General features: G+C 64.1%; 19 protein-coding genes. 5 read left to right on the forward strand and 14 right to left on the reverse strand.

The features are described from left to right. Nucleotides 1-48 precede the first annotated feature (48 nt). Entirely contained in the window at nucleotides 49-1,149 is a 1,101-nt protein-coding gene (locus tag SB756_RS11475; RefSeq protein ID WP_341797749.1) for an efflux RND transporter periplasmic adaptor subunit, read from the forward strand. Nucleotides 1,150-1,155: 6 nt separating this feature from the next. Then, nucleotides 1,156-4,221: an efflux RND transporter permease subunit gene (locus SB756_RS11480; RefSeq protein WP_341797750.1), complete on the forward strand. Its 3,066-nt coding sequence runs from the start codon at nucleotides 1,156-1,158 to the stop codon at nucleotides 4,219-4,221. Nucleotides 4,222-4,355: 134 nt separating this feature from the next. On the opposite strand, the gene SB756_RS11485 is transcribed toward SB756_RS11480, so the two are convergent. From SB756_RS11485 to plsB, 3 genes are all read right to left on the reverse strand, one after another. Then, a complete protein-coding gene (locus SB756_RS11485) occupies nucleotides 4,356-5,045 on the reverse strand; it encodes a DUF4197 domain-containing protein (RefSeq protein WP_016501182.1) in 690 nt (229 codons plus the stop codon). Between the two features lie 33 nt (nucleotides 5,046-5,078). Continuing rightward, nucleotides 5,079-5,477: a YbaY family lipoprotein gene (locus SB756_RS11490; RefSeq protein ID WP_410910845.1), complete on the reverse strand. Its 399-nt coding sequence runs from the start codon at nucleotides 5,475-5,477 to the stop codon at nucleotides 5,079-5,081. 77 nt (nucleotides 5,478-5,554) lie between these two features. Next, nucleotides 5,555-8,041, reverse strand: coding sequence for a glycerol-3-phosphate 1-O-acyltransferase PlsB (gene plsB, locus SB756_RS11495; protein ID WP_410910846.1), 2,487 nt, complete (start codon nucleotides 8,039-8,041; stop codon nucleotides 5,555-5,557). A gap of 232 nt (nucleotides 8,042-8,273) precedes the next feature. On the opposite strand from plsB, the gene SB756_RS11500 reads away from it, so the two are divergent. Next, nucleotides 8,274-8,483 (forward strand): cold-shock protein, encoded by a 210-nt coding sequence (locus SB756_RS11500; protein ID WP_016501179.1) that lies wholly within the window; start codon nucleotides 8,274-8,276, stop codon nucleotides 8,481-8,483. A gap of 90 nt (nucleotides 8,484-8,573) precedes the next feature. Here SB756_RS11500 and SB756_RS11505 read toward each other — a convergent pair whose 3' ends face one another. From SB756_RS11505 to SB756_RS11520, 4 genes are all read right to left on the reverse strand, one after another. Beyond that, on the reverse strand, nucleotides 8,574-8,951 hold the full coding sequence (locus tag SB756_RS11505; protein WP_016501178.1) for a hypothetical protein: 378 nt from the start codon (nucleotides 8,949-8,951) through the stop codon (nucleotides 8,574-8,576). 17 nt (nucleotides 8,952-8,968) lie between these two features. Next, nucleotides 8,969-9,781 (reverse strand): putative RNA methyltransferase, encoded by an 813-nt coding sequence (locus SB756_RS11510; protein WP_410910847.1) that lies wholly within the window; start codon nucleotides 9,779-9,781, stop codon nucleotides 8,969-8,971. After that, the gene (gene dapE, locus SB756_RS11515) at nucleotides 9,781-10,932 is read right to left on the reverse strand and encodes a succinyl-diaminopimelate desuccinylase (RefSeq protein ID WP_043202627.1); all 1,152 of its coding nucleotides are present in this window, start codon (nucleotides 10,930-10,932) and stop codon (nucleotides 9,781-9,783) included. Before dapE ends, SB756_RS11510 begins: the two co-directional genes overlap by 1 nt. 200 nt (nucleotides 10,933-11,132) lie before the next feature. Then, nucleotides 11,133-13,724 carry a glycosyltransferase gene (locus SB756_RS11520; RefSeq protein WP_410910848.1) on the reverse strand — a complete coding sequence of 864 codons (2,592 nt, stop codon included), beginning with the start codon at nucleotides 13,722-13,724 and terminating at the stop codon, nucleotides 11,133-11,135. A 119-nt stretch (nucleotides 13,725-13,843) separates the two neighbouring features. On the opposite strand from SB756_RS11520, the gene tcdA reads away from it, so the two are divergent. Beyond that, on the forward strand, nucleotides 13,844-14,653 hold the full coding sequence (tcdA, locus tag SB756_RS11525; RefSeq protein ID WP_162465285.1) for a tRNA cyclic N6-threonylcarbamoyladenosine(37) synthase TcdA: 810 nt from the start codon (nucleotides 13,844-13,846) through the stop codon (nucleotides 14,651-14,653). Nucleotides 14,654-14,813: 160 nt separating this feature from the next. Here the strand turns inward: tcdA and SB756_RS11530 are convergent, their stop codons facing one another. The 4 genes from SB756_RS11530 to SB756_RS11545 all read right to left on the reverse strand — a co-directional run bounded on the left by SB756_RS11530 (nucleotide 14,814) and on the right by SB756_RS11545 (nucleotide 17,917). Next, nucleotides 14,814-15,224: a SufE family protein gene (locus SB756_RS11530; RefSeq protein ID WP_410910849.1), complete on the reverse strand. Its 411-nt coding sequence runs from the start codon at nucleotides 15,222-15,224 to the stop codon at nucleotides 14,814-14,816. Further along, the gene (locus tag SB756_RS11535; protein ID WP_341797756.1) at nucleotides 15,221-16,426 is read right to left on the reverse strand and encodes a cysteine desulfurase; all 1,206 of its coding nucleotides are present in this window, start codon (nucleotides 16,424-16,426) and stop codon (nucleotides 15,221-15,223) included. The genes SB756_RS11530 and SB756_RS11535 overlap by 4 nt, the downstream gene beginning before the upstream one ends. 77 nt (nucleotides 16,427-16,503) lie before the next feature. After that, a complete protein-coding gene (gene dapD / locus SB756_RS11540; RefSeq protein ID WP_410910850.1) occupies nucleotides 16,504-17,538 on the reverse strand; it encodes a 2,3,4,5-tetrahydropyridine-2,6-dicarboxylate N-succinyltransferase in 1,035 nt (344 codons plus the stop codon). A 31-nt stretch (nucleotides 17,539-17,569) separates the two neighbouring features. Further along, nucleotides 17,570-17,917 carry an ArsC family reductase gene (locus SB756_RS11545; RefSeq protein ID WP_003252272.1) on the reverse strand — a complete coding sequence of 116 codons (348 nt, stop codon included), beginning with the start codon at nucleotides 17,915-17,917 and terminating at the stop codon, nucleotides 17,570-17,572. Between the two features lie 516 nt (nucleotides 17,918-18,433). Here SB756_RS11545 and SB756_RS11550 point away from each other — a divergent pair. Next, the gene (locus SB756_RS11550) at nucleotides 18,434-20,080 is read left to right on the forward strand and encodes a Na+/H+ antiporter (RefSeq protein ID WP_410910851.1); all 1,647 of its coding nucleotides are present in this window, start codon (nucleotides 18,434-18,436) and stop codon (nucleotides 20,078-20,080) included. 93 nt (nucleotides 20,081-20,173) lie between these two features. Here SB756_RS11550 and dapC read toward each other — a convergent pair whose 3' ends face one another. The 3 genes from dapC to map are packed head-to-tail and all read right to left on the reverse strand — an operon-like array spanning nucleotide 20,174 to nucleotide 24,927. Next, nucleotides 20,174-21,370, reverse strand: coding sequence for a succinyldiaminopimelate transaminase (dapC, locus tag SB756_RS11555; protein WP_341797759.1), 1,197 nt, complete (start codon nucleotides 21,368-21,370; stop codon nucleotides 20,174-20,176). Between the two features lie 30 nt (nucleotides 21,371-21,400). Continuing rightward, the gene (locus tag SB756_RS11560) at nucleotides 21,401-24,103 is read right to left on the reverse strand and encodes a [protein-PII] uridylyltransferase (protein ID WP_341797760.1); all 2,703 of its coding nucleotides are present in this window, start codon (nucleotides 24,101-24,103) and stop codon (nucleotides 21,401-21,403) included. A gap of 41 nt (nucleotides 24,104-24,144) precedes the next feature. Further along, nucleotides 24,145-24,927, reverse strand: coding sequence for a type I methionyl aminopeptidase (gene map, locus SB756_RS11565; RefSeq protein WP_086978690.1), 783 nt, complete (start codon nucleotides 24,925-24,927; stop codon nucleotides 24,145-24,147). Nucleotides 24,928-25,228: the final 301 nt, after the last annotated feature.

A 25,228-nucleotide genomic window follows, 5' to 3' on the forward strand; every position in this document is an offset into this window, starting at 1 on the left:
TACTCGCCAGTACAAATATTCGAAGTGCCCTCCGCGAAAGGATTCATCATGTTGCGCCATGCCTTGTCCATCGCCTTGCCCGCCGTTGCCGCGTTGTTACTGACGGCATGCGGTCAGGAAGCCACCCCGCCTGCCGCGCCGCGCCCGGCGCTGGTGGTGCAGCCGCAGCCGGCCGAAGCCGCTGCCGACAGTTACCCCGGCGAAGTACGTGCGCGCTTCGAGCCGGACCTGGCCTTCCGCATTGGCGGCAAGGTCACCAAGCGTCTGGTTGAGGAGGGGCAGCGAGTCAAGGCCGACCAGCCGCTGGCTGAGCTGGACCCGCAGGACGTGCGCCTGCAACTGGAAGCCAACCGCGCCCAGATGGCGGCTGCCGAGGCCAACCTGGCGCTGGTGCGCGCCGAGCGTGACCGCTACCAGAAGCTGCTGGACCGGCAGATGGTCAGCCATTCCCAGTTCGATAATGCCGAGAACCTGTACCGCGCCGGCCTCGCCCGGCTGAAACAGGCCAAGGCCGAGTTCGACGTGGCTGGCAACCAGGCCGAATATGCCGTGCTGCGCGCGCCGCAGGCCGGGGTGGTTGCCAAGCGTCAGGTCGAAGTGGGCCAGGTGGTTGCCGCCGGGCAAACCGTGTTCACCCTGGCCGCCGATGGCGAGCGCGAAGTGGTGATCGGCCTGCCGGAGCAGCAGTTCGCCCGCTTTGCCGTGGGGCAACCGGTCAGTGTGGAGCTGTGGTCACACCCGCAAGCGCGCTTTCAGGGCCGTATCCGCGAGCTGTCACCGGCCGCCGACCCCCGCTCGCGCACCTTTGCTGCGCGCATCGCCTTTACTTCGGCCGCCACGCCGGCGGAGCTGGGCCAGAGTGCCCGGGTGTTCATCGCCCATGAGGGGCTGATCCCGTTGGCAGTGCCGCTGTCAGCGGTTACAGCGGAAAACGGCCAGGCCTATGTGTGGCGCGTCAACAAGGATAGCCGCCTGGAGCGGGCCGAGGTGCGTCTGGGGGCTTATGGCAGCGACAGTGTGCCAGTGCTCGAAGGCCTCGCCGCCGGTGACTGGGTGGTCGCCGCCGGTGGCCATGTACTGCGTGAGGGCCAGGAAATACGCCCTGTTGACCGCAGCAACCGTGTAGTGAAGCTGACGGCCAAGGAGTAAGTCCCGATGGGTTTCAACCTTTCTGCCTGGGCGCTGCGCAATCGCCAGATCGTCCTGTTCCTGATGATCCTGCTGGCGGCCATTGGCGCCATGTCCTACACCAAGCTCGGCCAGAGCGAGGACCCGCCATTCACCTTCAAGGCCATGGTCATTCGTACCCTGTGGCCGGGCGCCAGCGCCGAGGAAGTGTCGCGCCAGGTCACCGAACGTATCGAGAAGAAGCTGATGGAAACCGGCGAGTACGAGAAGATTGTCTCGTTCTCGCGCCCCGGCGAATCGCAAGTCACCTTCATGGCCCGCGACTCGCTGCATTCCAAGGACATCCCCGAGCTGTGGTACCAGATCCGCAAGAAGGTCGCGGACATTCGCCACACCCTGCCACCGGAGATCCAGGGCCCGTTCTTCAACGATGAGTTCGGCACCACCTTCGGCAATATCTATGCGCTGACCGGTAAGGGCTTCGACTACGCGGTGCTCAAGGACTACGCAGACCGCATCCAGATTCAGCTGCAGCGGGTCAAGGATGTGGGCAAGGTCGAGCTGGTGGGCCTGCAGGACGAGAAAATCTGGATCGAGCTGTCCAACCTCAAGCTGGCCACCCTCGGCGTACCCCTGGAGGCCGTGCAGCAGGCCCTGCAGGAGCAGAACGCGGTGAGCACCGCCGGCTTCTTCGAGACCCCCAGCGAGCGGTTGCAACTGCGGGTGAGCGGGCGCTTCGACAGCGTGGAGCAGATTCGCCAGTTCCCCATCCGCGTAGGTGACCGCACGTTCCGCATCGGCGATGTGGCCGAAGTGCACCGTGGCTTCAATGACCCACCCGCGCCACGTATGCGCTTCATGGGCGAGGATGCCATTGGCCTGGCCGTGTCGATGAAGGACGGCGGCGACATCCTGGTACTGGGCAAGGCCCTGGAAGGCGAGTTCGAGCGCGTGGCGCGCAACCTGCCGGCCGGCATGGAGCTGCGCAAGGTCTCGGACCAACCTGCAGCGGTCAAGGCCGGTGTGGGCGAATTTGTCCAGGTGCTGGTCGAGGCGCTGGTCATCGTGCTGCTGGTGAGCTTCTTCTCGCTGGGCCTGCGCACCGGCCTGGTGGTGGCGCTGGCCATCCCCCTGGTACTGGCCATGACTTTCGCCGCCATGCACTATTTCGGCATCGGCCTGCACAAGATTTCCCTCGGCGCGCTGGTGCTGGCCCTGGGCCTGCTGGTGGACGACGCGATCATTGCCGTGGAAATGATGGCGATCAAGATGGAGCAGGGTTACGACCGGCTCAAGGCAGCCAGCTATGCCTGGAGCAGCACTGCCTTCCCGATGCTGACCGGTACCCTGATCACTGCGGCAGGCTTCTTGCCCATCGCCACTGCTGCTTCCAGCACTGGCGAATACACCCGCTCGATCTTCCAGGTGGTGACCATCGCCCTGTTGACCTCGTGGGTGGCGGCGGTGGTGTTCGTGCCCTACCTGGGCGAGCGCCTGCTGCCAGACCTGGCCAAGCTGCACGCTGCGCGTCATGGCAAGGACGGCCACGCGCCAGACCCTTACGCCACGCCCTTCTACCAGCGTGTGCGGCGGGTGGTGGAGTGGTGCGTGCGACGGCGCAAGACGGTGATTCTGCTGACCATCGCGGCCTTTGTCGGCAGTATCCTGCTGTTCCGCTTCGTGCCCCAGCAGTTCTTCCCGGCCTCCGGGCGCCCGGAGTTGATGGTTGACCTGAAGCTGGCCGAAGGCGCCTCGCTGGCCAATACCGCCGAGCGGGTCAAGCAATTGGAGGCACTGCTCAAGCAGCAGGACGGCATCGATAACTACGTGGCCTACGTGGGCACCGGCTCGCCGCGTTTCTACCTGCCGCTGGACCAGCAGCTGCCTGCAGCCAGCTTTGCCCAGTTCGTGGTGCTGGCCAAGTCGATGGAGGACCGCGAGCGCCTGCGCAGCTGGCTGATCAGCACCGTGGACCAGCAATTCCCCGACCTGCGTGCCCGCGTCACGCGCCTGGAAAACGGCCCGCCCGTGGGTTACCCGGTGCAGTTCCGGGTCACCGGCGAGCACATCGAGAAGGCCCGTGCGCTGGCCCGCGAAGTGGCCGACAAGGTGCGCGAGAACCCGCATGTGGTGAACGTGCACCTGGACTGGGAAGAACCCAGCAAGGCTGTGTTCCTCGAAATCGACCAGGACCGCGCCCGCGCCCTGGGCGTGAGCACCGCGCACCTGGCCAGCTTCCTGCAAAGCTCGTTGACCGGTACCACGGTCAGCCAGTATCGCGAGGACAACGAGCTGATCGAGATCCTGCTGCGCGGCACCCAGCAGGAGCGTGGCGAACTGGGTAACCTCGGCAGCCTGGCACTGCCGACCGACAACGGCCAGAGCGTGGCGCTGTCGCAGGTAGCGACCCTGGAGTACGGCTTCGAGGAAGGCATCATCTGGCACCGCAACCGCTTGCCGACGGTAACCGTGCGCGCCGATATCTACGACAAGGAGCAACCGGCCACGCTGGTGAAACAGATCGAGCCGACCCTGCAGGCGATACGCGCCAAGCTGCCGGATGGCTACCTGCTGGAAGTGGGCGGTACGGTTGAAGATTCCGAGCGTGGGCAGAAGTCGGTGAACGCCGGCATGCCGCTGTTCGTGGTAGTGGTGCTGAGCCTGCTGATGATCCAGCTGCGCAGCTTCTCGCGCACGGTGATGGTGTTCCTCACCGCACCGCTGGGGCTGATTGGCGTGACTCTGTTCCTGCTGGTGTTCCGCCAGCCGTTCGGCTTTGTCGCCATGCTGGGCACCATTGCCCTGGCGGGCATGATCATGCGCAACTCGGTGATCCTGGTGGACCAGATCGAGCAGGACATTGCGGCAGGGATGGAGCGTTGGCAGGCGATCATCGAAGCCACGGTGCGGCGCTTCCGGCCAATCGTGCTGACTGCACTGGCGGCGGTGCTGGCGATGATCCCGTTGTCGCGTAGCGTGTTCTACGGGCCGATGGCGGTGGCGATCATGGGTGGCTTGATCGTGGCCACGGCGTTGACCCTGTTGTTCCTGCCGGCATTGTATGCGGCATGGTTCAGGGTGAAGAAAACCTGACTGACCTCACCGCCCTGTAGGAGCAGCCTTGCGCTGCGAAGAGGCCGGTGCAGCAAATGAAAATTCATCTTGCTGTCCCGGCCTCTTCGCAGCACAAGGCTGCTCCTGCGAGGGTACTGCGGCCGCGTTGCGGATCAGAGGGCGCCGAAGACCTTCTTGGCCAGGCTGGTAGCGGCCTGCGCCGGGTTCTGGCGAATGCTCTGCTCCTGCTTGCCAATCATCTCGAACAGGCCGTCCAGCGCCTTCTCGGTCACGTAGTTCTCGATGCTGGCGCTCTTGGCGTCGACCACACCCAGTGCCACCGCCTGCCCGGCGAAGTTGTTGTACTGCTGGGCCAGGCCGACCTTGTCGGTAGCCTGCTTGACGATTGGCAGGAACTTGGCGCGGATCTGCTCGCGGCTGCTCTTGTTCAGGTACTGCGTGGCCGAGTCGTCACCGCCGCTGAGGATACCTTTGGCATCGGTCACGCTCATGTTCTTCACGGCATCGACCAGAATCGCCTGGGCCTGCGGCACGGCGGCTTCGGCGGCCTTGTTCATGCTGGCTTCAAGGGCATCGACCTGTGCACCTTTGCCGAACATCTTCATGGCCTTGGCCGCTTTGCCCAGGTTGCCCGGCAATTCGATGCGCACGTCGGGGTTATTGCTGAAACCACCCGGGGTGCTCAACTGCTTGACGGCCAGCTGCGCACCCTGGGTCAGGGTATCTTTCAGGCCGCCAGTGGCGTCTTTCTGGCTCAGGTCGCCCAGCGACAGGGCCAGTGCGCTGGCCGACAGCAGCAGGCCGGCGCACAGGGTGGAAAAACGCAGGGAAGTGCGGATCATGAAGCTTTCCTTGTAAACAGATGAATACGGGTGTCAGCGAACCTGGTCGACCTTGATGCGTACAGTTTTCGGGTCACTGCCGTCGAGCATGACACCATGGTGGTCGGTATTGATGAACAGCAGCTTGCCATCCAGCTCGATGCGCGCACTCACCGCATAGCGGTGGCCGGGTTTGACCTGGGCTGGGTCGTAGCTGAGGTGGAACGGCAGCGGCACGTTGCCTTTGACCGGGCCGGCCTGGCGGGCGAGGGTCACGGCAGGGGCGTCCATCAGCGAAACATCCTGCAGCTCCACGCTCAAGGTAGCCGCAGGCGGCAGGGCGATACGCTGCAGGTAGAAGACTTCGCCGTCCAGGCTGGCCTGGGTGGATGGGCTTTGGCTGGAACAGGCTGCGAGCAGGGATGCGCAACACAGCATAAAGAGCTTTTTCATGGAATCTCCATAGGTCCTTGGAGCTGGCTTGTGGCCAACCCCAGGGACTTTAGCGGATTTTCCCGGTAGATGAACCGTTAGATGGTCGAAGTTTCCAGGCCATCGTCACGGTGCAGGGCCACTTGGCGGATCGACAGGCGCAGCTCGGCCGACAGCACACGCTTGGCCACGCCCTCGGCCAGCTCGGCGAGCTTGTCGTGATAACCCAGTTTGCCTTGCCCGTCTGCATGCACCACGCCTTGCTGGAGCAGGGTCTGGATGAAGTGGCGGAACAGCGTCTTGTCGAAGAACTCCGGGGCATTCAGGCCATGCAGGATCGACAGGCGCTGGGCCATCATCACGCAGAGGTCTTCCAGCGCTTCGGCGCTGAGTGTGTTTTGTCCGCTATTGAGCAGCAGCGAGGTGGCCATGTAGAAGCGCTGCAGGGTCTGGGTGATGGTGCGGGCGAGCAGGGTCAGCAGCACGAACTGCCGCGAGCTGGGCGCCGGGCGTACGTACACGTCGTTCTCCTGGCGCAGCAGGCCTTGCCCGACCAGCGCGGCCAGCCATTGGTCGATCACCTCGTCCAGTTGCTCTGGCGTCCAGCGCAGGAACAGTTCGGCCTGCAGGTATGGGTACAACGCGTGCACATACTGGCCCAGCAGTTCGCGGCTCATGCGCGAGCTGCTGAGGAAGAAGCTGGCCAGCAGCGCCGGCAGGGCGAAAATGTGCAGCACGTTGTTGCGGTAATAGGTCATCAGTACCGCATTGCCTTCATCCAGGTAGAGGATGCGGCCCAGTGCGTCCTTCTGCTCGGCCACCAGGTTCATGCTGCGCACGTGTTCGATCAGTGCCTGGCCGTCGCCGTCGGGCAGGGTGGTGTGCGGCGAGTAGGGCACCTGGCGCAACAAGGCCAGGTAAAGGTCGAGCACGCGGGTCAGGGCGCGTTCGTCCAGGGCCAGGCGGCTGGTGGACAACAGCGCCAGGGCCACCAGGTTGACCGGGTTGATGGCGGCCGCCTCGTTGAGGTGACGGGCCACGGTTTCGCCCAGGCGGGTAGTGGCGGCGTTGAGCCAGGCCGGGCGGTACTGCGGGCCGTGATCCTGTTCACGCCAGCCGGGCTGCTGCTCATCGAGGAAACCGGCGAGACGGATGGGTTCGCCGAAGTTGACGTAGACCTGGCCAAAGCGCTGCCTGAGCGCGCCAAACACCTTGAAGATGTCGAACACCGACTCCTTCTTTTTGCTGGCACCGCGCAACTCGCCCAAGTAGGTGCGGCCTTCGAGCACGCGCTCGTAGCCGATGTACACCGGCACGAACACGACCGGCGTGCGTGACGAGCGCAGGAAGCTGCGCAGGGTAATGGCCAGCATCCCGGTACGCGGCTGCAGCATGCGCCCGGTACGCGAGCGGCCACCTTCGACGAAGTACTCGACCGGAAAACCTTTGGTATACAGGGTATGCAGGTACTCGTTGAACACGGCGGTGTACAGCGGGTTGCCCTTGAACGTGCGGCGCATGAAGAAGGCGCCGCCACGGCGCAGCAGGTTACCCACCACCGGCATGTTGAGGTTGATGCCTGCGGCCACGTGCGGTGGGGTAAGGCCGTTGCGGAACAGCAGGTACGACAGCAGCAGGTAATCGATGTGGCTGCGGTGGCACGGCACGTAGATCACTTCGTGGCCGGGGGCTATGCCCTGAACCTGTTCGATATGGTTGACCTTGATGCCGTCGTAGATCTTGTTCCAGAACCAGCTGAGCACCACTTCGAGAAAGCGGATGACCGTGTAGGTGTAGTCCGAGGCGATCTCGTTACCATAACGCAGTGCCTGTGCTTCGGCCTTGGCCAGCGGCAGGTTCTCGCGTTGGGCCTCGTCGGCGATGGCCTGGCGCACCTGCGGGGCATGGATCAGGCCTTTGACCAGGTTGCGCCGGTGCGAGATGTCCGGGCCGATGACGGCGGTCTTGAGGTTGCGAAAATGCACGCGCATCAGGCGCTGGGCCATGCGCACGGTGCGCTCGTGGCCCTTGTTGTGCTGCACCAGTTCGCGCAGGTGGATGGGCGCGGAGAACTGCACCCGGGTCTTGCGCCCCAGGATCAGCACGGTCAGCAGCCGGCGCAAACGCCCGGTCACCGCCCAGCTGTCGGCGAACAGCAGCTTCCATGGGCTGGACTCACTGGCCGGGGTCTGGCCCCAGAACACGCTGACCGGGATGATCTGCGCATCTTCTTCAGCATGCTGGCTGACGGCAGCTACCAGGCGCTCAAGCGTGGGCGGGGCGCCGCTTTTGTCCTGGCGGCCAAGCCAGTCCGGGTCGGGGGTCAGGTAGAAGAACCCGGCCGGCTCCTGCAGCGGGCCGACAGCCACCGGCAGCACCGGGCGCGGCAGCCCCGCCTTGGTGCACTCGTGGTCGAGCACGGCCAGGTCGGTGAGCGCGGGCGAGGGCAGCGCATAGAACACCGGCCGACTGCGGTCGAGGTTGAGGGACATGGAAGACTGGTTGATGGTCTCGGAGCGCACCCACAGGTACAACAGGCGACGCAGGGCGCCGAAGATCAGGCGGCGCAGGGGGGAACGGGTCATGGGGTGAGTGCCCTGGGTGTGATTTTCAGGTGAGTATCCAGCTATTTAGTCTGCCGTATCGGCGTAAGTTCAGCAAAAAACGGCCAACTGCGGGACCGTCACCAATTTTTTTTGTTCTGTGTCATATACTCGGCCTGCCACTTGCAGGATATTTCAGCAAGCGGCGTTGGCACGGGGCCGTGAGCTCATGCCTACAAGGCGATCTTCACAATAAAAATCCGGAGTAGTTCAGATGTCGTCTCGTGAGACTGGGAATGTAAAGTGGTTCAACGATGCCAAAGGCTTTGGCTTCATTCAGCGCGAAGGTGGTGCGGATGTGTTCGTCCATTATCGGGCGATCCGCGGTGAGGGGCATCGTTCCCTGGTCGAGGGGCAGCGGGTTGAGTACTCCTGCGTGCAAGGCCAGAAAGGCCTGCAAGCCGAGGACGTAGTAGGGCTCTGAGCCTCAAGCTGTAAGCCTCAAGCTGCAAGTGACCGTGTACTTGCAGCCTGATGCGATCCGTCTTGGCGCTTGCAGATTAAAGCTTGCAGCTCAAGAAGTGCGCCAGGTGATTTCCTCTTCACCGTCGGCGCTGATGCGGACCCAGCGGTCGGCATCTTCTTCCCCGTCTTCCTCGACCCAGCCACCCGGCGCGCAGCGCACTTCCACACCCAGTGCGGCGAATGCAGCGCGGGCGCAGGCGATATCATCGGCCCATGGCGTCTGATCACTTTCCAGGTACAGGCTGTTCCATTTCCCTACAGCCTTGGGTAGCCAGGTGACCGGAATGTTACCGGCCTTGCATTTGAACGTCTGGCCTTTCTGCTGCCATTCGCTGCAGGGGCCAATCGCCTGGGCGAGCCACTCGGCAATCTGCTTGTGGTCGACGTCGGCGTCCTTCAGGTAGATCTCGATATCGGGTTGGCGCATAAGGGCTCCGGGTTTGCTCAGTCTTGGCGCACGAAATAGTCATAACGCATTGAAACCGTGACCTCGAACGGCTCGGGCTGGTCGATCACCCGGGCGCGTTTTTCGGCGCTGGCGCGCCACCCGTGCGGGGTCATCGCCAGCAGGTCGGCGCGTGCCTTGGGCACGGCCAGGCTCAGGCGGAACTCGAGCGTTTCGCTGTGGGCGTGGGTCATGCCTTCGGGGACGAGGGCCAGGTGCTTGTCGTCGGCGTAAGGGCGTACTTCATCGTACAGCACCTCGCGCAACTCCATCAGGTGGCCGCTGGTCGGGCCCACCCGCATCAGGCCACCGCCGGGGCTGAGCAGGCGCTTGGCCTCGGCCCAGTCCAGCGGGCTGAACACACTGGCGATGAACTGGCAGGTGGCGTCGGCCAGCGGCACGCGGGCCATGCTGGCGACCATCCAGGTAACCTGCGGCGCGCGGCGGCAGGCACGCTTGACCGCCTCGCGGGAGATGTCCAGGGCGTAACCGTCGGCAGCCGGCAGGGCCTGGGCGAGCAGCGCTGTGTAGTAACCCTCGCCGCAGCCGATGTCCAGCCAGGCGCTGGGCTGGCGCTCGGCGGCCAGCTCGGCCAGGCGGCGGGCCACCGGGGCGTAGTGGCCAGCGTCGAGGAAGTCGCGGCGGGCCTCGACCATGGCCTGGTTGTCACCTGGGTCGCGGCTGTTCTTGTGCTGCACCGGCAGCAGGTTCAGGTAACCTTGGCGGGCGCGGTCGAAGCGGTGGCCGGCCGGGCACACCACACTGTTGTCGAGCCGGCTCAGCGGCGCCTGGCAAAGGGGGCAGGCGAGCATCAGGCGAGCAACCGAACCAGAGTCTGATAGTAGATTTCGGTCAGCAGGTCGAGGTCGCTGGCCAGGATCCGCTCGTCCACCTGGTGAATGGTGGCGTTGACCGGGCCAAGCTCGACCACCTGGGTGCCCATGGTGGCGATGAAACGGCCATCGGAGGTGCCGCCGCTGGTGGATGGCTGGGTATCGCGGCCGGTGACGCCCTTGATGCTATGTGCCACTGCGTCGAGCAGTTCACCAGGTTCGGTGAGGAACGGCAGGCCCGACAGCGCCCAGTCGACCGACCAGTCGAGTTCATGCTTGTCGAGAATCGCCGACACTCGCGCCTGCAGGCCTTCGACAGTCGACTCGGTGGAGAAGCGGAAGTTGAACAGCGCGGTCAGGTCGCCCGGTACCACGTTGGTGGCGCCGGTGCCGGAATTGAGGTTGGAGATCTGGAAGCTGGTTGGCGGGAAGAACGCGTTGCCTTCGTCCCAGTGCTCGGCTGCCAGTTCCGCCAAGGCCGGGGCGGCCAGGTGGATCGGGTTACGTGCCAGGTGCGGGTAGGCCACGTGGCCCTGCTTGCCGCGCACGGTCAGCTTGGCACCCAGCGAGCCACGGCGGCCGTTCTTGACCACGTCACCCAGCAGGGTGGTGCTGGAGGGTTCGCCGACGATGCACCAGTCCAGGCGTTCGTTGCGTGCTTTCAGGCGCTCGACCACTGCCTTGGTGCCGTGGTGGGCCGGGCCCTCCTCGTCGCTGGTGATCAGGAAGGCGACCTTGCCGCGGTGGTTCGGGTAGTCGTGCACGAAGCGCTCGCTGGCGATCACCATGGAGGCCAGGCTGCCTTTCATGTCGGCGGCGCCGCGGCCGCAGAGCATGCCGTCAGCGTCGATCAGCGCTTCGAACGGTTCGTGCTGCCATTGCTGCACCGGGCCGGTGGGCACCACGTCGGTGTGGCCGGCAAAGCACAGCACCGGGCCGTCCTGGCTGCCATGGGTGGCCCAGAAGTTGTCTACGTCTTCAATGCGCATCGGCTCGAGCTCGAAGCCCACGGCGCCCAGGCGTTTCATCATCTGCGCCTGGCAGTCGGCGTCGACAGGGGTGACCGAGGGGCGACGGATCAGGTCGCAGGCCAGTTGAAGGGTAGGCGAGAGCTCGGCAGGGGCCGTCATGGGGGACTCCGGGGCAAGGCAAGGCGGGGAAATCTGAGGGGCGTTATCTTATATCAAACCGAAGGGCCAATGGGGCCGCTTTGCGGCCCTGTCGCGACGCAAGGCCGCTCCCACAAGCGATCGCGGGTTATCTGGCTGCCGCGGTCCCCTGTAGGAGCGGCCTTGTGCCGCGAAAGGGCTGCAAAGCAGCCCCGGCAATCTCAAGCCTGCTGCGGTTCGGCAGCTTTTGCCTGCGGCTTGGGCAGCGAAGACAGCAACGCCATCACCAGCGCCGCCACGTAAGGCAACGACTGCACCAGCAGCATCCCCACCCAGAAGCGCATGTCCGAACTCGGCAGCCCCTGCACCAGGTAGATACCCAGCGCCGCACCCCACAGCAGCAACATGATGAACAGCTCTTCCCGCGCTTCGGAAAGTGCCACCAGCAGCCCATGGCTGTCGGCATTCTTTGGCGTGCGGAAGAACGGCATGCTGCTGGTGAAGAAACCGTACAGCACCGCCTTGGCAATGGTATGCGACAGCGCCAGCCCGGCCAGCGCTGCGGCAAAGGCGTCCTTGAGGTTGACCCCCACCGCGCGGCGGTAAAGGAAGATGATCTTGCCGACCTTGAAGAAGAACAGCGCCAGCGGCGGGATGGCGAAGATCATCAGCGGCGGGTCGACCCGGTGCGGCACGATGATCATCGCCGCCGACCACAGCAGCGCGCCGATGGTGAAGAAGATGTTCATGCCGTCGGCGACCCACGGCAGCCAGCCGGCCAGGAAGTGGTAGCGCTGGCCACGGGTCAGCTCGCTGCCCTTGCCGCGCAGCAGGGCACTGGCGTGGTGCTTGATGATCTGGATGGCGCCGTAGGCCCAGCGGAAGCGCTGCTTCTTGAAGTCGATGAAGGTGTCGGGCATCAGGCCCTTGCCGTAGCTGTTGTGGGCGTAGGCGGCCGACAGGCCCTTCTCGAACACGCGCAGGCCCAGTTCGGCGTCCTCGCAGATGCACCATTCGGCCCAGCCCAGCTCTTCCAGTACCGTGCGTCGGGTCATGGTCATGGTGCCGTGCTGAATGATGGCGTCACGGTCGTTGCGGGTGACCATGCCGATGTGGAAGAAGCCCTTGTACTCGCTGTAGCACAGCTTCTTGAAGGCGCTTTCGTGCTGGTCGCGATAGTCCTGCGGCGACTGCACCACGGCAATTTTCGGGTCGGCGAAATGCGGCACCATGTGCTTGAGCCAGTTGCGGTCGACGCAGTAGTCCGAGTCGATCACCGCGATCACTTCGGCGTCCTTGGCCGTGTGCGGGAGCAGGTAGTTCAGTGCGCCGCCCTTGAAGCCGGCCAGTGGCGCGACGTGGAAGAACTTGAAGCGCTCGCCGAGCTTCTCGCAGTGCGCCTTCAGCGGCTCCCATACGGCCGGGTCCTTGGTGTTGTTGTCGATCACCAGCACTTCGTAGTCGGGGTAGTCCAGCGCGGCCAGGGCGTCGAGGGTCTGCTTCACCATCTCGGGTGGCTCGTTGTAGCACGGCACATGCACCGACACCTTGGGCCGGTAGGCGCTGTCGGCCTGTACCGGCAGGAACTCGCGTCGGCGCTTGTGTATCCATACTGCCTCGGCCAGTTCATGGGCCTCGGTCAGCAGCACGATGAACACGCCCAGCGCGCCAAGGGCAAGCAGCACGCCCACGGTGAGGCTGAACCAGGTGCTGTATTGCTGGCTGTAGTCATAGGCAATCCACACCAGCACCGACCCGCACAGGAAGGTGATGAAGGTGAGGAATGTGCGGCCACGCTGGCGCAGCGCCGAGCCGTCGATGAACAGCACCATCAGCGCAATCATCGCCAGCACCACCGAGGCTACCGCCAGGGCACGCCACTGCGGGATCGCCACCACGGGGCCGTCGAAGTTGAATTTTTGCTGGCGCTCGGCGTTGTACACGCCCCAGTAGGCGCCTACCGAGCCTTCGTCGCTGGCCTTCCACGGCTGGTCATAGGCTTCGATGACGAAGTAGTTGTAGCCACGGCGGTTTAGGGTGTTGACCAAGGTGCGCAGGTAAATGGCCTGGTCGGCCTGGCTGGCATCGGCACCACCGCGCATGCGGCCGTTGCTCGGCCAGCCGACTTCCGACAGCAGCAGCGGTTTGCGCGGGAACTGGTGCTTCAGCTCACGGGCGCGGTCGAGCACGAACTCGACCGAATCCTTCATCGGCACGAATTCCCAGTAGGGCAGGATGTGCGCGGCAATCAGGTCGACGTGCTTGGCGATCTCCGGGTTTTCCTTCCAGATGTGCCATTGCTCACTGGTGGTCACCGGTACCTTGACGGCTGCGCGTACCCGGTCCAGGTATTTGATCAGGTTTTCCGGGGTGACTTCTTCACGGAACAGCGCCTCGTTGCCAACCACTACCCGCACCACGCTGCGCGAGGTGTTGGCCAACTGGATGGCCGTGGCGATTTCGCGTTCGTTGCGCTCCAGGTCCGGGCTGATCCATATCCCCAGGGTCACGCGCAGGCCGAATTCCTCGGCCAGACGCGGGATGTCGGCCTGGGTGCCCTCCACCGTATAGATACGGATGCTGTCGGTGAGTTTGCTCAACTGCTCCAGGTCCTGGCGCATCTCGTCGTCAGTGGGGTACTGGCCCTTCTGCGGGCTTTCACCCAGACGGAACGGCGAATACGAAAAGCCAGAGATCTGCTCTGGCCAGGCGGGGGCGGAGACCGGGCGGTTGATCAGTGCCCAGAACCCGGTGAACAGCGCGGCGATGGCCAGCACCACAACCAGGTTCAGGCCGAATTTACGTGAAGACATTGTCGTCCATTTGTGTCGAAGTGATAGGACATTAAAGCAGGGTTGGTAGTGTCTTTCCTAACGATGCAGGCCATGGGCCCGCTGGCATATAATGCGCGCCGGTTTTTTGGGGTATGAACATGAGCACAGAAGATCCACGCTTCGCCGGCGTTGCCCGGCTATATGGCGACCAGGGGCTGCAACGCCTGGGCCAGGCCCATGTGGGCGTGGTCGGTATTGGCGGGGTTGGCTCGTGGGTGGCCGAAGCGCTGGCCCGCAGCGGCGTGGGTGAAATTTCCCTGTTTGATCTGGACGACGTCTGCGTCAGCAACACCAACCGCCAGGCCCATGCCCTGGAAGGGCAGGTGGGGCGGCCCAAGGTGGAGGTCATGGCTGAGCGCCTGCGGGCGATCAACCCGGCATGCACGGTGCATGCGGTGGCCGACTTCGTCACCCGTGAAACCATGGCCGAGCACATCCACGAGCAGCTGGACTGTGTAATTGACTGCATCGATAGCGTCATGGCCAAGGCTGCGTTGATTGCCTGGTGCCGGCGGCGCAAGATCGCCATCGTGACCACGGGTGGCGCTGGTGGTCAGATCGACCCGACACAGATCCAGATCGCCGACCTGAACAAGACCTTCAACGACCCGTTGGCCTCGCGGGTGCGCTCCACCCTGCGCCGCGATTACAACTTCTCGCGCAATGTCAGCCGCAACTATGGTGTGCCGTGCGTGTTCTCCAGCGAACAGCTGCGTTACCCCAAGGGAGATGGCAGCGTTTGCCTGCAGAAGAGCTTCGTGGGTGAGGGTGTAAGGCTGGACTGCTCGGGTGGCTTTGGCGCGGTGATGATGGTGACCGCGACCTTTGGCATGGTGGCGGCGAGCAAGGCGATCGAGAAACTGGTGGCAGGTGCACGGCGGCCTTCGGAACGTATCAAGCCTGAGTAATCATTCACAGGTCAACCCGGTCCTTGTAGGAGCGGCCTTGTGCCGCGAAAGGGGCGCGTAGCGGCCCCATTTCAGCCTCTCCACGAAGATTGCTGGGGCCGCTGGGCGGCCCTTTCGCGGCACAAGGCCACTCCTACAGGGAGCAGCGTATGCCCTGGATTTAGCGGGTAGACGCCAATTTTGTCATCCGCTGCAACACTGCATGCAGCCCATTGCTGCGCGACGGCGAGAGCTGGCGCTCTAGCCCCAGTTGGGTGAACCACTCGCGCAGATCAAGCCTGGCCAGCTCTTCACTGGTCAAACCCTGCACCCGCACCAGCAACAACGCCAGCAGCCCGCGCAACAAGCGTGCATCGCTACTGGCCTTGAACCGCCACTGCCCATCGACGAGTTCGGCCACCAGCCAGACCAGGCTTTCGCAGCCATGCACCCGGTTGGCTTCGGTCTTGTCAGTCTCGGCCAGTGGTTCCAGGCGGTCGCCCCACTGCATCAGCAGCCGGGCGCGCTGTTCCCAGCCCTTGCCCTGCTCAAACGCTTCCAGCGCCTGGCGCGCCTGTTCCGACATGCTCATCGCAGCAACTCCAGACCCTGATCAAGCGCAGCGAAGAAGCGCTGCAAGTCGTCGCTGTCGTTGTACAAGCCCAGCGATACGCGGATTGCGCCCTCCAGCCCCAGCCCTTGCAAGAGCGGCATGGCGCAGTGGTGTCCGGCACGCACGGCTATCCCTTGCTCGGTGAGCAAGTGGGCGATATCGGCGTTGTGCACGCCCTCGATGACGAAGCTGGCCAGCGCCGTCTGCGGTGCCCCCAATACCCGCACGCCCTCACGGTCAGCCAGGCCGCGCAGCAGGTGCTGGTGCAGGCTGGTTTCGTGGGCTTCGACAGCCTGGGCGTCGAGGCTGGCCAAATAATCCAGGGTTGCCCCCAGGCCTATCACCCCGGCGATTGGCGGCGTACCTGCCTCGAACCCCAGCGGTGCGGGGCGAAAGCTGGCGCTCTGGTACTCGGCCAGTTGCACCATCTCGCCACCGAACTGCCAATGGCGCAGCAGCTCCAGCGCCTGAGTGTGGCCGTACAGCACGCCAACCCCATCCGGGCCGTACAACTTGTGGCTGGAGAACACATAGAAGTCGCAGCCCAGTTGCTGCACATCGTGGCGGCCATGCACCACGCCCTGGGCACCGTCGACCACGGTCAGCGCGCCTTGTGCGCGGGCATGGGAAAGCAGGGCCGGCAGCGGTTGCCAGGTACCCAGTACGTTGGACAGCTGGCTGACGGCGAGCACCCGGGTGCGCGGGCCTATCAGTTGCAGTGCCTGGTTCAGGTCGATGCGGCCAAAGGCATCCAGCGGCAGTATCACCAGGCGCAGGTTGCGCCGGCGTGCCAGCTGTTGCCAGGGCAGCAGGTTGGCATGGTGCTCCAGCGCGCTGATGGCAATTTCGTCACCGGCTTCGAAGCGGTGCTCAAGGCCGTAGGCCAGCAGATTCAAGGCCGAGGTGGCACCGTGAGTGAACACGATCTGCCGTGAGTCCGCAGCATTCAACCAGGCGGCGACCTTGTCGCGGCTGGTTTCGAAGGCCTGCGTCGCCAGTGCACCGGGCAGGTGCTGGGCACGGTGTACGTTGGCCGCGCCATGACCGTAGTAATGGCTCAAGGCATCGATCAGGGCTTGCGGCTTTTGGGTGGTAGCGGCGCTGTCCAGATAGGTCTGGTGCTGCCGTTGCAGGGCGGCGATGGCGGGGAAGTCGGCACGCCAGGGGGAGGGCTGGAACATGTTCACGGGGCCTGGAATGAAAATCGGGTCTGGCGTGGTGCCAGACCCGATCTTAACATTTCAAACGCCGAGCATGCTCAGTTGTGAGCGTGCAGGGCCTCGTTCAGCTCGATGGCCGACTTGTGGGTCTTGCACTCTACCGCGCCGTTCAGCGAGTTGCGGCGGAACAGCAGGTCGGTCTGGCCGGCCAGGTCGCGGGCCTTGACCACTTTGACCAGCTCGTTGTTTTCGTCCAGCAGGTTCACCTTGGTGCCAGCGGTGATGTACAGGCCGGCTTCAACGGTGTTGCGGTCGCCCAGCGGGATGCCGATACCAGCGTTGGCGCCGATCAGGCAGCCTTCGCCCACCTTGATGACGATGTTGCCGCCACCGGACAGGGTACCCATGGTCGAGCAACCGCCGCCCAGGTCGGAACCTTTGCCAACGAATACGCCGGCGGACACGCGGCCTTCGATCATGCCTGGGCCTTCGGTGCCAGCGTTAAAGTTGACGAAGCCTTCGTGCATGATGGTGGTGCCTTCGCCGATGTAGGCGCCCAGGCGCACACGGGCGGTATCGGCGATGCGCACGCCGGCCGGGACCACGTAGTCGGTCATCTTCGGGAACTTGTCCACCGAGAACACTTCCAGCAGCTCGCCCTTCAGGCGCGCTTCCAGTTGCAGCTCGGCCAGTTCGGCCAGGTCGACCGCGCCCTGGTTGGTCCAGGCTACGTTCGGCAGCAGCGGGAAGATGCCAGCCAGGCTCAGGCCGTGTGGCTTGACCAGGCGGTGCGACAGCAGGTGCAGCTTGAGGTAGGCCTCCGGGGTGGAGGTCAGGGCAGCGTCTTCGGCCAGCAGGGTGGCGACCAGCGGCTTGTGGCTTTCGGCCAGGCGGGTCAGCAGGGCGGCCTGGGCAGCATCCACGCCTTTCAGGGCTTCGGCCAGTTTCAAGGCCTGGCCGTTGCTGAAGGCGATGGCCTGGTTGCCACCTTCGTAACCGAGAACAGGGACTACAGCGGCAACCAGCTCGGCGCTCGGGTTGAGCAGCGGTTGTGCGTAGAACACTTCCAGCCAGGCGCCCTGGCGGTTCTGGGAGCCGACACCGAAGGCCAGGCTGAACAGGGTATTGGACATGTGATTACCTCGTGCGAAATAGGGTGGGGGCTCAGGCCAGGGCAGCGGCGTACAGGTCCGGCTTGAAGCCGACCAGGGTGCGCGCGCCAAGGTCCAGCACCGGGCGTTTGATCATCGACGGCTGGGCCAGCATCAGCTCGACGGCCTTGGCCTGGTCGAGGTCTGCCTTGCTGGCGTCGTCCAGCTTGCGGAAGGTGGTGCCGGCACGGTTGAGGATGACTTCCCAGCCGTGTTCGTCGCACCAGCGGTTCAGGCTGTCGCGGTCGATGCCTTGGGTTTTGTAGTCATGGAATTCGTAGGCGATGGCTTTGTCTTCGAGCCAGGTACGCGCCTTTTTCATGGTGTCACAGGCTTTGATGCCGTAGAGCGTGTAGGTCATTGTGTACATTGGGGTTACAAGTCGCCCCAATCTCTCCGTTTTTCGATGTCAGTCGCGGGATTATGCGGGAACGAAACAGTGAGCGCCACGGGTGTGCTTGCCTTGAGCCTTGCAGCGTGTCGGAGATCGAGCGCCGCCCGCGCGGCGCTTCGCAGCACAAGGCTGCTCCTACATTTATTTCGGGCCAGTGACGCCTTTTCCAAAGCACCCGCCCGCCTTGTTCGTCGATTGAGGTGGACGCCAAGGGGCCGCGCGCCTCCGTCACAGGAATAATTGGCCCGAAACAACTGTAGGAGCAGCCTTGTGCTGCGAAGCGCCACGCGGGCGGCGCTCGATCTCAAGGGCGCTGCAAGAATCAAGGCCTACACCTCATGAAGTATCATCATGTTACATATTCCCCCGTCACCTGCGACTATCGTGCAGCGGTCCCGAACCGTCGGTCGCCGCTAACATATTGTTCCAATGGCGATGTTTCGCCTTGCTATCGTTTCTGGTTCACAAAGGAAGCTTTCCCGGATGCAGTCCGCCTACACCGTCCTCATGCTGCTGACGCTGGTCAGCCTGTCGAAGCTGGTCGGCCGCATGATTCCGCTGCCCCTGCCGCTGGTACAGATCGCTGCCGGTGCCTTGCTGGCCCTGCCGACCCTGGGCCTGCACGTGGCCCTGGACCCCGAGTTGTTCCTGTTCCTGTTCTTGCCGCCGCTCCTGTTTGCCGATGGCTGGCGCATCCCCAAGCGTGAGCTGTGGCGCATTCGCGGGCCAGTGGTGGCGCTGGCCGTTGGGCTAGTGCTGTTCACCGTGGTCGGGGCCGGCTACTTCATTCACTGGCTGCTGCCGAGCATCCCCCTGCCGGTAGCCTTCGCCCTGGCGGCGGTACTCTCGCCGACCGATGCCGTGGCGGTTTCGGCCATCGCCCAGGACCGCCTGCCCACCCCGCTGATGCACATGCTGCAGGGGGAGGCCCTCATGAACGACGCATCGGGCCTGGTGACCTTCAAGTTCGCCCTGGCGGCGGCGATCACCGGGGTGTTCTCGCTGACTGATGCAAGCTTCAGTTTCGTCCTGGTGGCGCTTGGCGGCCTCGCGGTGGGTGTGGGCCTCAGCTGGCTGGTGGGCCGTCTGCGCGCCTGGATGATCGCCCGCGGTTGGGACGACCCGGCCACCCACGTGGTGTTCATGTTGTTGCTGCCATTCGCCGCCTACGTGCTGGCCGAGCGTCTGGGCGTGTCGGGCATCCTGTCGGCGGTGGCCGCCGGCATGATGCAAAGCTGGCTTGACTTGCTGCCACGGCAGACCAGCACCCGCCTGCTCAATCGCAGCGTCTGGTCGCTGCTGGAGTTCGCCTTCAATGGCCTGATCTTCCTGCTATTGGGCCTGCAGTTGCCGGACATCATCAAGGCGGTGGTCAGCCACGAAGCCACTGTCTGGCCGACCCTGGCCTACCGATGCCTGGACGTGGTGGCGATCTTTGCTGCGCTGATCCTGCTGCGGTTCATCTGGGTGCAGAGCATCTGGCGCTCGATCGGCGTGGTGCGCCGCTGGCGCGGCAAACCGGCGCTGGTGCTGATGCCTACGGCGCGCTCCTGCTGGCTGCTGACCCTGGGCGGTGTGCGCGGTGCGGTGACCCTGGCGGGTGTGATGTCGGTGCCGTTGCTGATGGGCGCGGGCAAGGCCTTCCCTGAGCGTGACTTGCTGATCTTCATTGCCGCCGGGGTGATCCTGCTGTCGTTGATCAGCGCCTGCATCGCGCTGCCGATATTGCTGCGCGGGGTGACCAAGAGCCCGGACGAGCGCTTGCACCAGGAAGTGCAGGAAGCCTGGCGGCGCACGGCCGAGGCGGCGATCCATGCCCTGGAAGCAGAGGAAGTGATCGACGCCAATGCCCCGCAGGATGCTGCGCAGGCAACCCTGGCGACCGAGCTGAAGGCGCGCTTGATGGCTGAGTACCGGGATGAGCTGAACAGCTACAACGACAGTGCCGAAGCCAAGGCCCTGGCCGAGCAGATGGACTTGCTGGAGCGGCGCTTGCGCTTGCGTGCGCTGAGGGCGCAGCGGCTGGAGCTGTATAACCTGCATCGCCAGCACCTGGTGGGCGATGAGGTGGTGCGGCAGGTCCTCGGGGAGCTGGATATGAGCGAGGCCAACCTGGGGCAGGTCAGGTAGACCCTTCGCGGGCACGCCCGCTCCCACAGGTGCTGCGCTGGGCTTGGAATCAGCGCATTACCTGTGGGAGCGGGCATGCCCGCGAATTGGCTGTCAGCGGTTTTGCAGGAAGGCGCGAATCCGTTCTGCCGCCTCGATGCATTCGGCCAGCGGTGCCACCAGCGCCATGCGCACGCGCCCGGCACCGGGGTTTACACCATCCACTTCACGCGACAGGTACGAGCCCGGTACCACCGTCACATGCTGGGCTTCGAACAGGTCGCGGGTGAACTCGGCATCACAGCCCGGCACCTTGGCCCACAGGTAGAAGCTGCCGTCCGGGCGCTGCACGTCCAGCACCGGCTGCAGGATGTCCAGCACGGCATCGTACTTGGCGCGGTACTGGTCGCGGTTCGCGCGTACATGCGCCTCGTCCTGCCAGGCGGCGATGCTGGCCAGCTGGGTTTGTACCGGCATGGCGCAGCCGTGGTAGGTGCGGTACAGCAGGAACGGTTTGATGATCTCGGCATCGCCAGCCACGAAGCCCGAGCGCAGGCCCGGCAGGTTGGAGCGCTTGGACAGGCTGTGGAACACCACGCAGCGCTTGAAATCACTGCGGCCGAGCTCGGCGCAGGCGGTCAGCAGGCCCGGTGGTGGCGCGTCTTCATCGAAGTAAAGCTCGCTGTAGCACTCGTCGGCGGCGATCACGAAGTCGTGTTCGTCGGCCAGGGCGATCAGCTTCTTCAGGGTGTCCATCGGCACCAGCGCGCCGGTGGGGTTGCCCGGCGAGCACAGGAACAGGATCTGGCAGCGCTTCCACACCTCGGCCGGTACGGCGTCGAAGTCAGGGTTGAAACCGTTGTTTTCCAGGCACGGCAGGTAGTGCGGGGTAGCCCCGGCCAGCAGCGCTGCGCCTTCGTAGATCTGGTAGAACGGGTTCGGGCTGATCACCAGGCCGTCATCGGCACGGTTGACCACCGCCTGGGTGAAGGCGAACAGCGCTTCACGGGTGCCATTGACCGGCAGGATGTGACGGTCGGCATCCAGCCAGCCGGCTGGCACGCCAAAGCGACGCTCGCACCACTGGCCGATCGCCTGGCGCAGGCCCGGCAGGCCGATGGTACTGGGGTATACCGCCAGTTTGTCGAGGTTGTCGGCCATGGCCTGGGCGACGAACGCCGGAGATTCGTGCTTTGGCTCACCGATTGACAGGGCGATGGCGCGTTTGTCTGCCGCAGGCTTCACGCTGCCCAGCAGGGCACGGAGTTTCTCGAACGGGTAGGGCTGAAGCTGGGTCAAGGCATGGTTCATCGGCGCAAGGTCTCGTCAATCGTCTAGTCGTTAAAAGGTCACGCGGGTAGGGCTGGCATCGCTGGCCTGGCCGGCCTGCAACTGCTGGACGATGGCCTCCTGCAGGCGGCTGCACAGCTGCGGGTCGGACAGCGGCTGGTTGTCGGCATCAGTGATGAAGAACACGTCTTCCACCCGTTCGCCGAGGGTGGCGATCTTGGCGTTCTGCAGCGACAGGTCGAACTCCAGGAAGATCCGCCCCAGCCGGGCAAGCAGGCCTGGGCGGTCTGGTGCGGTGATTTCGAGGATGGTCACCGGCCGCTGGGCATCGTTGAGGATGGTCACCTGCGGCGGGAAGTTGAAGTGTTTGAGCTGGCGCGGTACCCGGCGCTGGATGATGGTCGGGTAGTCCTCGGGGTTGCGCAGCGCTTCGGTCAGGCCGTCGCGAATCTGCTTGACCCGCTGCGGGTTGTCGCCGATAGACCCGCCGTCGTTGTCCAGCACGATGTAGGTGTCGAGGGTGAACTGGCTGCTCGACGTGATGATGCGTGCATCGTGGATGTTCAGGTTCAGCTGCGACATGGCCGCCACCGTCACGGCGAAGAAATCGTGCTGGTCAGGGGCGTAGATGAAGATCTGCGTGCCGCCTTCGAACTCGCGCTGGGTGGTTTCCTTGATCAGCACCAGCGGCCCGCCATCGGCCGGTTGCTGCAGGATCGCGTCCGTGTGCCAGGCCACATCGCCGGCGTTGTGCTTGAGAAAGTAGTCATCGCCCAGCTGCGACCACAGTTGCTCGACATCGTCCGGGTCGGTGCCCTCGCGTACAAGGATGTCCAAGGCTGCAGACTGGGTCTGGCGAATCTGTTCTTCGCGGTCCAGCGGGTTTTCCAGGCCGCGGCGCAGGGCGCGCTTGGTTTCGCTGTAGAGCTGGCGCAGCAGGCTGGCCCGCCACGAGTTCCACAGGCTGGGGTTGGTGGCGTTGATATCGGCCACGGTCAGCACGTACAGGTAGTCAAGGCGCGTCTCGTCGCCCACGTGCAGGGCAAAGTCGTTGATCACCTGCGGGTCGGACAAGTCCTTGCGCTGGGCGGTGGTCGACATCACCAGGTGGTTTAGCACCAGCCAGACGATCAGCCGGCTGTCCCAGGCCGGCAACTGGTGGCGCTCGCAGAACTTCTGCGCATCCACCGCGCCCAGCTCGGAATGGTCGCCCTGGCGACCTTTGCCTATGTCGTGGTAGAGGCCGGCCAGGTAGATCAGTTCGGGCTTGGGCAGGCGCCCCATCAGCTTGCTTGCCAGCGGGAATTTCTCGGACACCGGCGTGTACTGCAGCTTGCGCAGGTGCTTGATGAGGTTGAGCGTGTGCGCATCGACCGTATAGATGTGGAACAGGTCGTGCTGCATCTGCCCGACGATCAGGCCGAACTCCGGCAGGTAGCGGCCAAGGATGCCGTAGCGGTTCATCCGCCGCAGGTTGCGGTGGATGCCGATTTCGCACTTGAACAGCTCGATGAACAGACTGGTGTTGCGGATATCGGTGCGGAAGGTGTCGTCGATCAGGTGGCGGTGCTCACGCAGCAGGCGCACCGTATCGGCACGCACGCCCTTGATTTCGGGGTGCTGGGCCATCAGCACGAAGATTTCCAGCATGGCGAACGGTGTGCGTTTGAACACATTCGGGTTGGTAGCCTCGATATAGCCGTCATGCAGGCGAAAGCGTGCATTCAGCGGCTGGGTGGTGCCGCTGTCTTCGTCGGCGAGGATGACCTCTTCGAAGTGCTGAATGATCAGGTCGCACAACTGGCTGATGCTCATCACCACCCGGTAGTACTGCTGCATGAACTGCTCGATTGCCCGCTTGGGGTTCTCGTCGCTGTAGCCCAGCAGTGCGGCGAGGCTGCGCTGGTGGTCGAACAGCAGGCGGTCCTCGGCGCGACCGGCCAGCATGTGCAGGGCGTAGCGCACCTTCCACAGAAAATCCTGGGACGAAGCCAGCAGTTCGTTCTCACTTTCCAGCAAGAAACCTTCGCCGGCCAATGCGTGCAGGTTCAGGGTGCCGTACTGACGGCGGGCCACCCACAGCACTGTCTGGATGTCACGCAGGCCACCGGGCGAGCCCTTGACGTTGGGTTCGAGGTTGTACTCGGTGTCGTTGTACTTGTGGTGACGGGCCTTGAGTTCGGCGCGTTTGGCCAGGAAGAAGTCTTTGCTCGGCCACATGTGCGCGGTGCTGGTCACCTCCAGCATGCGCTGGCGCAGGGTTTCGGGCCCTGCAATGGTGCGGCTTTCCATCAGGTTGGTAATCACCGTCAGGTCGGCGCGGGCCTGTTCGGCGCACTCGTCGACGGTGCGCACGCTTTGGCCCACTTCCAGGCCGATGTCCCACAGCAGGGTGAGAAAACGCTCAATGGCGTTGCGGTACTGCTCGTGCTCGGCGGCGCCCAGCAAAATGAGCAGGTCGATGTCTGAATGCGGGTGCAGCTCACCACGCCCGTAGCCACCCACTGCGACCAGGGCGATACCGCTGTGGTCCCCCCAGTCGAACTGGTTCCAGGCCTGTTGCAGGATATTGTCCACGAGCCACGCGCGGGCTTCGATCAGCGGGCGGATTTCGCCGCCACTGCGGAAACGCTTGTCGAGCACCTCGCCGGCCTGGCGGATGGCTTTCTTGAAGGCGGCGATGGGGCTCGCCTTGAGGGCCAGTTCCGCCTGGAACTGGCCGCGATCGAACAGCTCGGGGTCCACCTGGGGCATCGCGTCACGTTCCTGTCGTCGGGTGGCCTGTCTCGGTGCGGTCAGGCCGAGGTGCGCGGGATGGTGTCGTCCTTGCGCAGGGTGAAGATCTCGTAGCCGGTCGCAGTCACCACCAGGGTGTGTTCCCACTGAGCCGAAAGCTTGCGGTCCTTGGTGATGGCGGTCCAGCCGTCGCCCAGCACCTTGGTGTCGGCCTTGCCCTGGTTGATCATCGGTTCGATGGTGAAGGTCATGCCTTCTTTCAGTTCCATACCGGTGCCGGCGCGGCCATAGTGCAGGATCTGCGGCTCTTCGTGGAACACCTTGCCGATGCCGTGGCCGCAGAACTCGCGCACCACCGAGAAGCCGTTCTTTTCAGCGTGCTTCTGGATCACTTCGCCGATATCGCCCAGGCGGCAGCCCGGCTTGACCAGCTCGATGGCCTTGTACATGCACTCCTGGGTAACCTTGGACAGGCGCTCGGCCCAAACCGGCACAGTACCGACGTGGAACATGCGGCTGGTATCGCCGTGGTAGCCGTCCTTTATCACGGTGACGTCGATGTTCAGCGTGTCACCGTCCTTGAGCGGCTTGTCGTTGGGGATGCCGTGGCAGACCACATGGTTGATCGAGGTGCAGATCGACTTCGGGTAGCCCTTGTAGTTGAGGGGCGCCGGGATGGCCTGCTGGACGTTGACGATATAGTCGTGGCACAGGCGGTCGAGCGCTTCGGTGGTAACACCGGGCTTGACGTGCTCCTCGATCATTTCCAGCACGTCAGCGGCCAGGCGGCCGGCGATGCGCATCTTCTCGATGTCTTCTGCGGTCTTGATGTTGACGGTCATTACAGGCTCTCTACGGCGCCGCACGCGGCGCGAACAAACGGGAAAGGCCGGATTCTAGCAGAGCAGGGCGGCATTCTGTCGGGATAAAGGCGGCCATGCTGCTGTCTACAGGAGGCATTCTGGCCTGTTTGGCGGGGCGCTGCAAAAACCGCTGACAGACGCAACCTCATTCGGGTTTCGTTCGCTCGCGGTCTGTGGTATAACATGCGCCGCTTTCGGGGACGACCCCGTGAGCTTAAACCCACACACGTGTCGACACGATGACCTGGGTGCCCCGGATTTTCGAATTTGCGGGTTGGTC

Source organism: Pseudomonas sp. SIMBA_068, from assembly GCF_046534705.1.
GTDB classification, from domain to species: domain Bacteria; phylum Pseudomonadota; class Gammaproteobacteria; order Pseudomonadales; family Pseudomonadaceae; genus Aquipseudomonas; species Aquipseudomonas putida.

Excerpts from the sequence above, each read along its gene's own strand:
- SB756_RS11475 (WP_341797749.1), top strand. The coding sequence starts at position 49 with ATGTTGCGCCATGCCTTGTCCATCGCCTTGCCCGCCGTTGCCGCGTTG.
- SB756_RS11480 (WP_341797750.1), top strand. The coding sequence starts at position 1,156 with ATGGGTTTCAACCTTTCTGCCTGGGCGCTGCGCAATCGCCAGATCGTC.
- SB756_RS11485 (WP_016501182.1), bottom strand. The coding sequence starts at position 5,045 with ATGATCCGCACTTCCCTGCGTTTTTCCACCCTGTGCGCCGGCCTGCTG.
- SB756_RS11490 (WP_410910845.1), bottom strand. The coding sequence starts at position 5,477 with ATGAAAAAGCTCTTTATGCTGTGTTGCGCATCCCTGCTCGCAGCCTGT.
- plsB (WP_410910846.1), bottom strand. The coding sequence starts at position 8,041 with ATGACCCGTTCCCCCCTGCGCCGCCTGATCTTCGGCGCCCTGCGTCGC.
- SB756_RS11500 (WP_016501179.1), top strand. The coding sequence starts at position 8,274 with ATGTCGTCTCGTGAGACTGGGAATGTAAAGTGGTTCAACGATGCCAAA.
- SB756_RS11505 (WP_016501178.1), bottom strand. The coding sequence starts at position 8,951 with ATGCGCCAACCCGATATCGAGATCTACCTGAAGGACGCCGACGTCGAC.
- SB756_RS11510 (WP_410910847.1), bottom strand. The coding sequence starts at position 9,781 with ATGCTCGCCTGCCCCCTTTGCCAGGCGCCGCTGAGCCGGCTCGACAAC.
- dapE (WP_043202627.1), bottom strand. The coding sequence starts at position 10,932 with ATGACGGCCCCTGCCGAGCTCTCGCCTACCCTTCAACTGGCCTGCGAC.
- SB756_RS11520 (WP_410910848.1), bottom strand. The coding sequence starts at position 13,724 with ATGTCTTCACGTAAATTCGGCCTGAACCTGGTTGTGGTGCTGGCCATC.
- tcdA (WP_162465285.1), top strand. The coding sequence starts at position 13,844 with ATGAGCACAGAAGATCCACGCTTCGCCGGCGTTGCCCGGCTATATGGC.
- SB756_RS11530 (WP_410910849.1), bottom strand. The coding sequence starts at position 15,224 with ATGAGCATGTCGGAACAGGCGCGCCAGGCGCTGGAAGCGTTTGAGCAG.
- SB756_RS11535 (WP_341797756.1), bottom strand. The coding sequence starts at position 16,426 with ATGTTCCAGCCCTCCCCCTGGCGTGCCGACTTCCCCGCCATCGCCGCC.
- dapD (WP_410910850.1), bottom strand. The coding sequence starts at position 17,538 with ATGTCCAATACCCTGTTCAGCCTGGCCTTCGGTGTCGGCTCCCAGAAC.
- SB756_RS11545 (WP_003252272.1), bottom strand. The coding sequence starts at position 17,917 with ATGACCTACACGCTCTACGGCATCAAAGCCTGTGACACCATGAAAAAG.
- SB756_RS11550 (WP_410910851.1), top strand. The coding sequence starts at position 18,434 with ATGCAGTCCGCCTACACCGTCCTCATGCTGCTGACGCTGGTCAGCCTG.
- dapC (WP_341797759.1), bottom strand. The coding sequence starts at position 21,370 with ATGAACCATGCCTTGACCCAGCTTCAGCCCTACCCGTTCGAGAAACTC.
- SB756_RS11560 (WP_341797760.1), bottom strand. The coding sequence starts at position 24,103 with ATGCCCCAGGTGGACCCCGAGCTGTTCGATCGCGGCCAGTTCCAGGCG.
- map (WP_086978690.1), bottom strand. The coding sequence starts at position 24,927 with ATGACCGTCAACATCAAGACCGCAGAAGACATCGAGAAGATGCGCATC.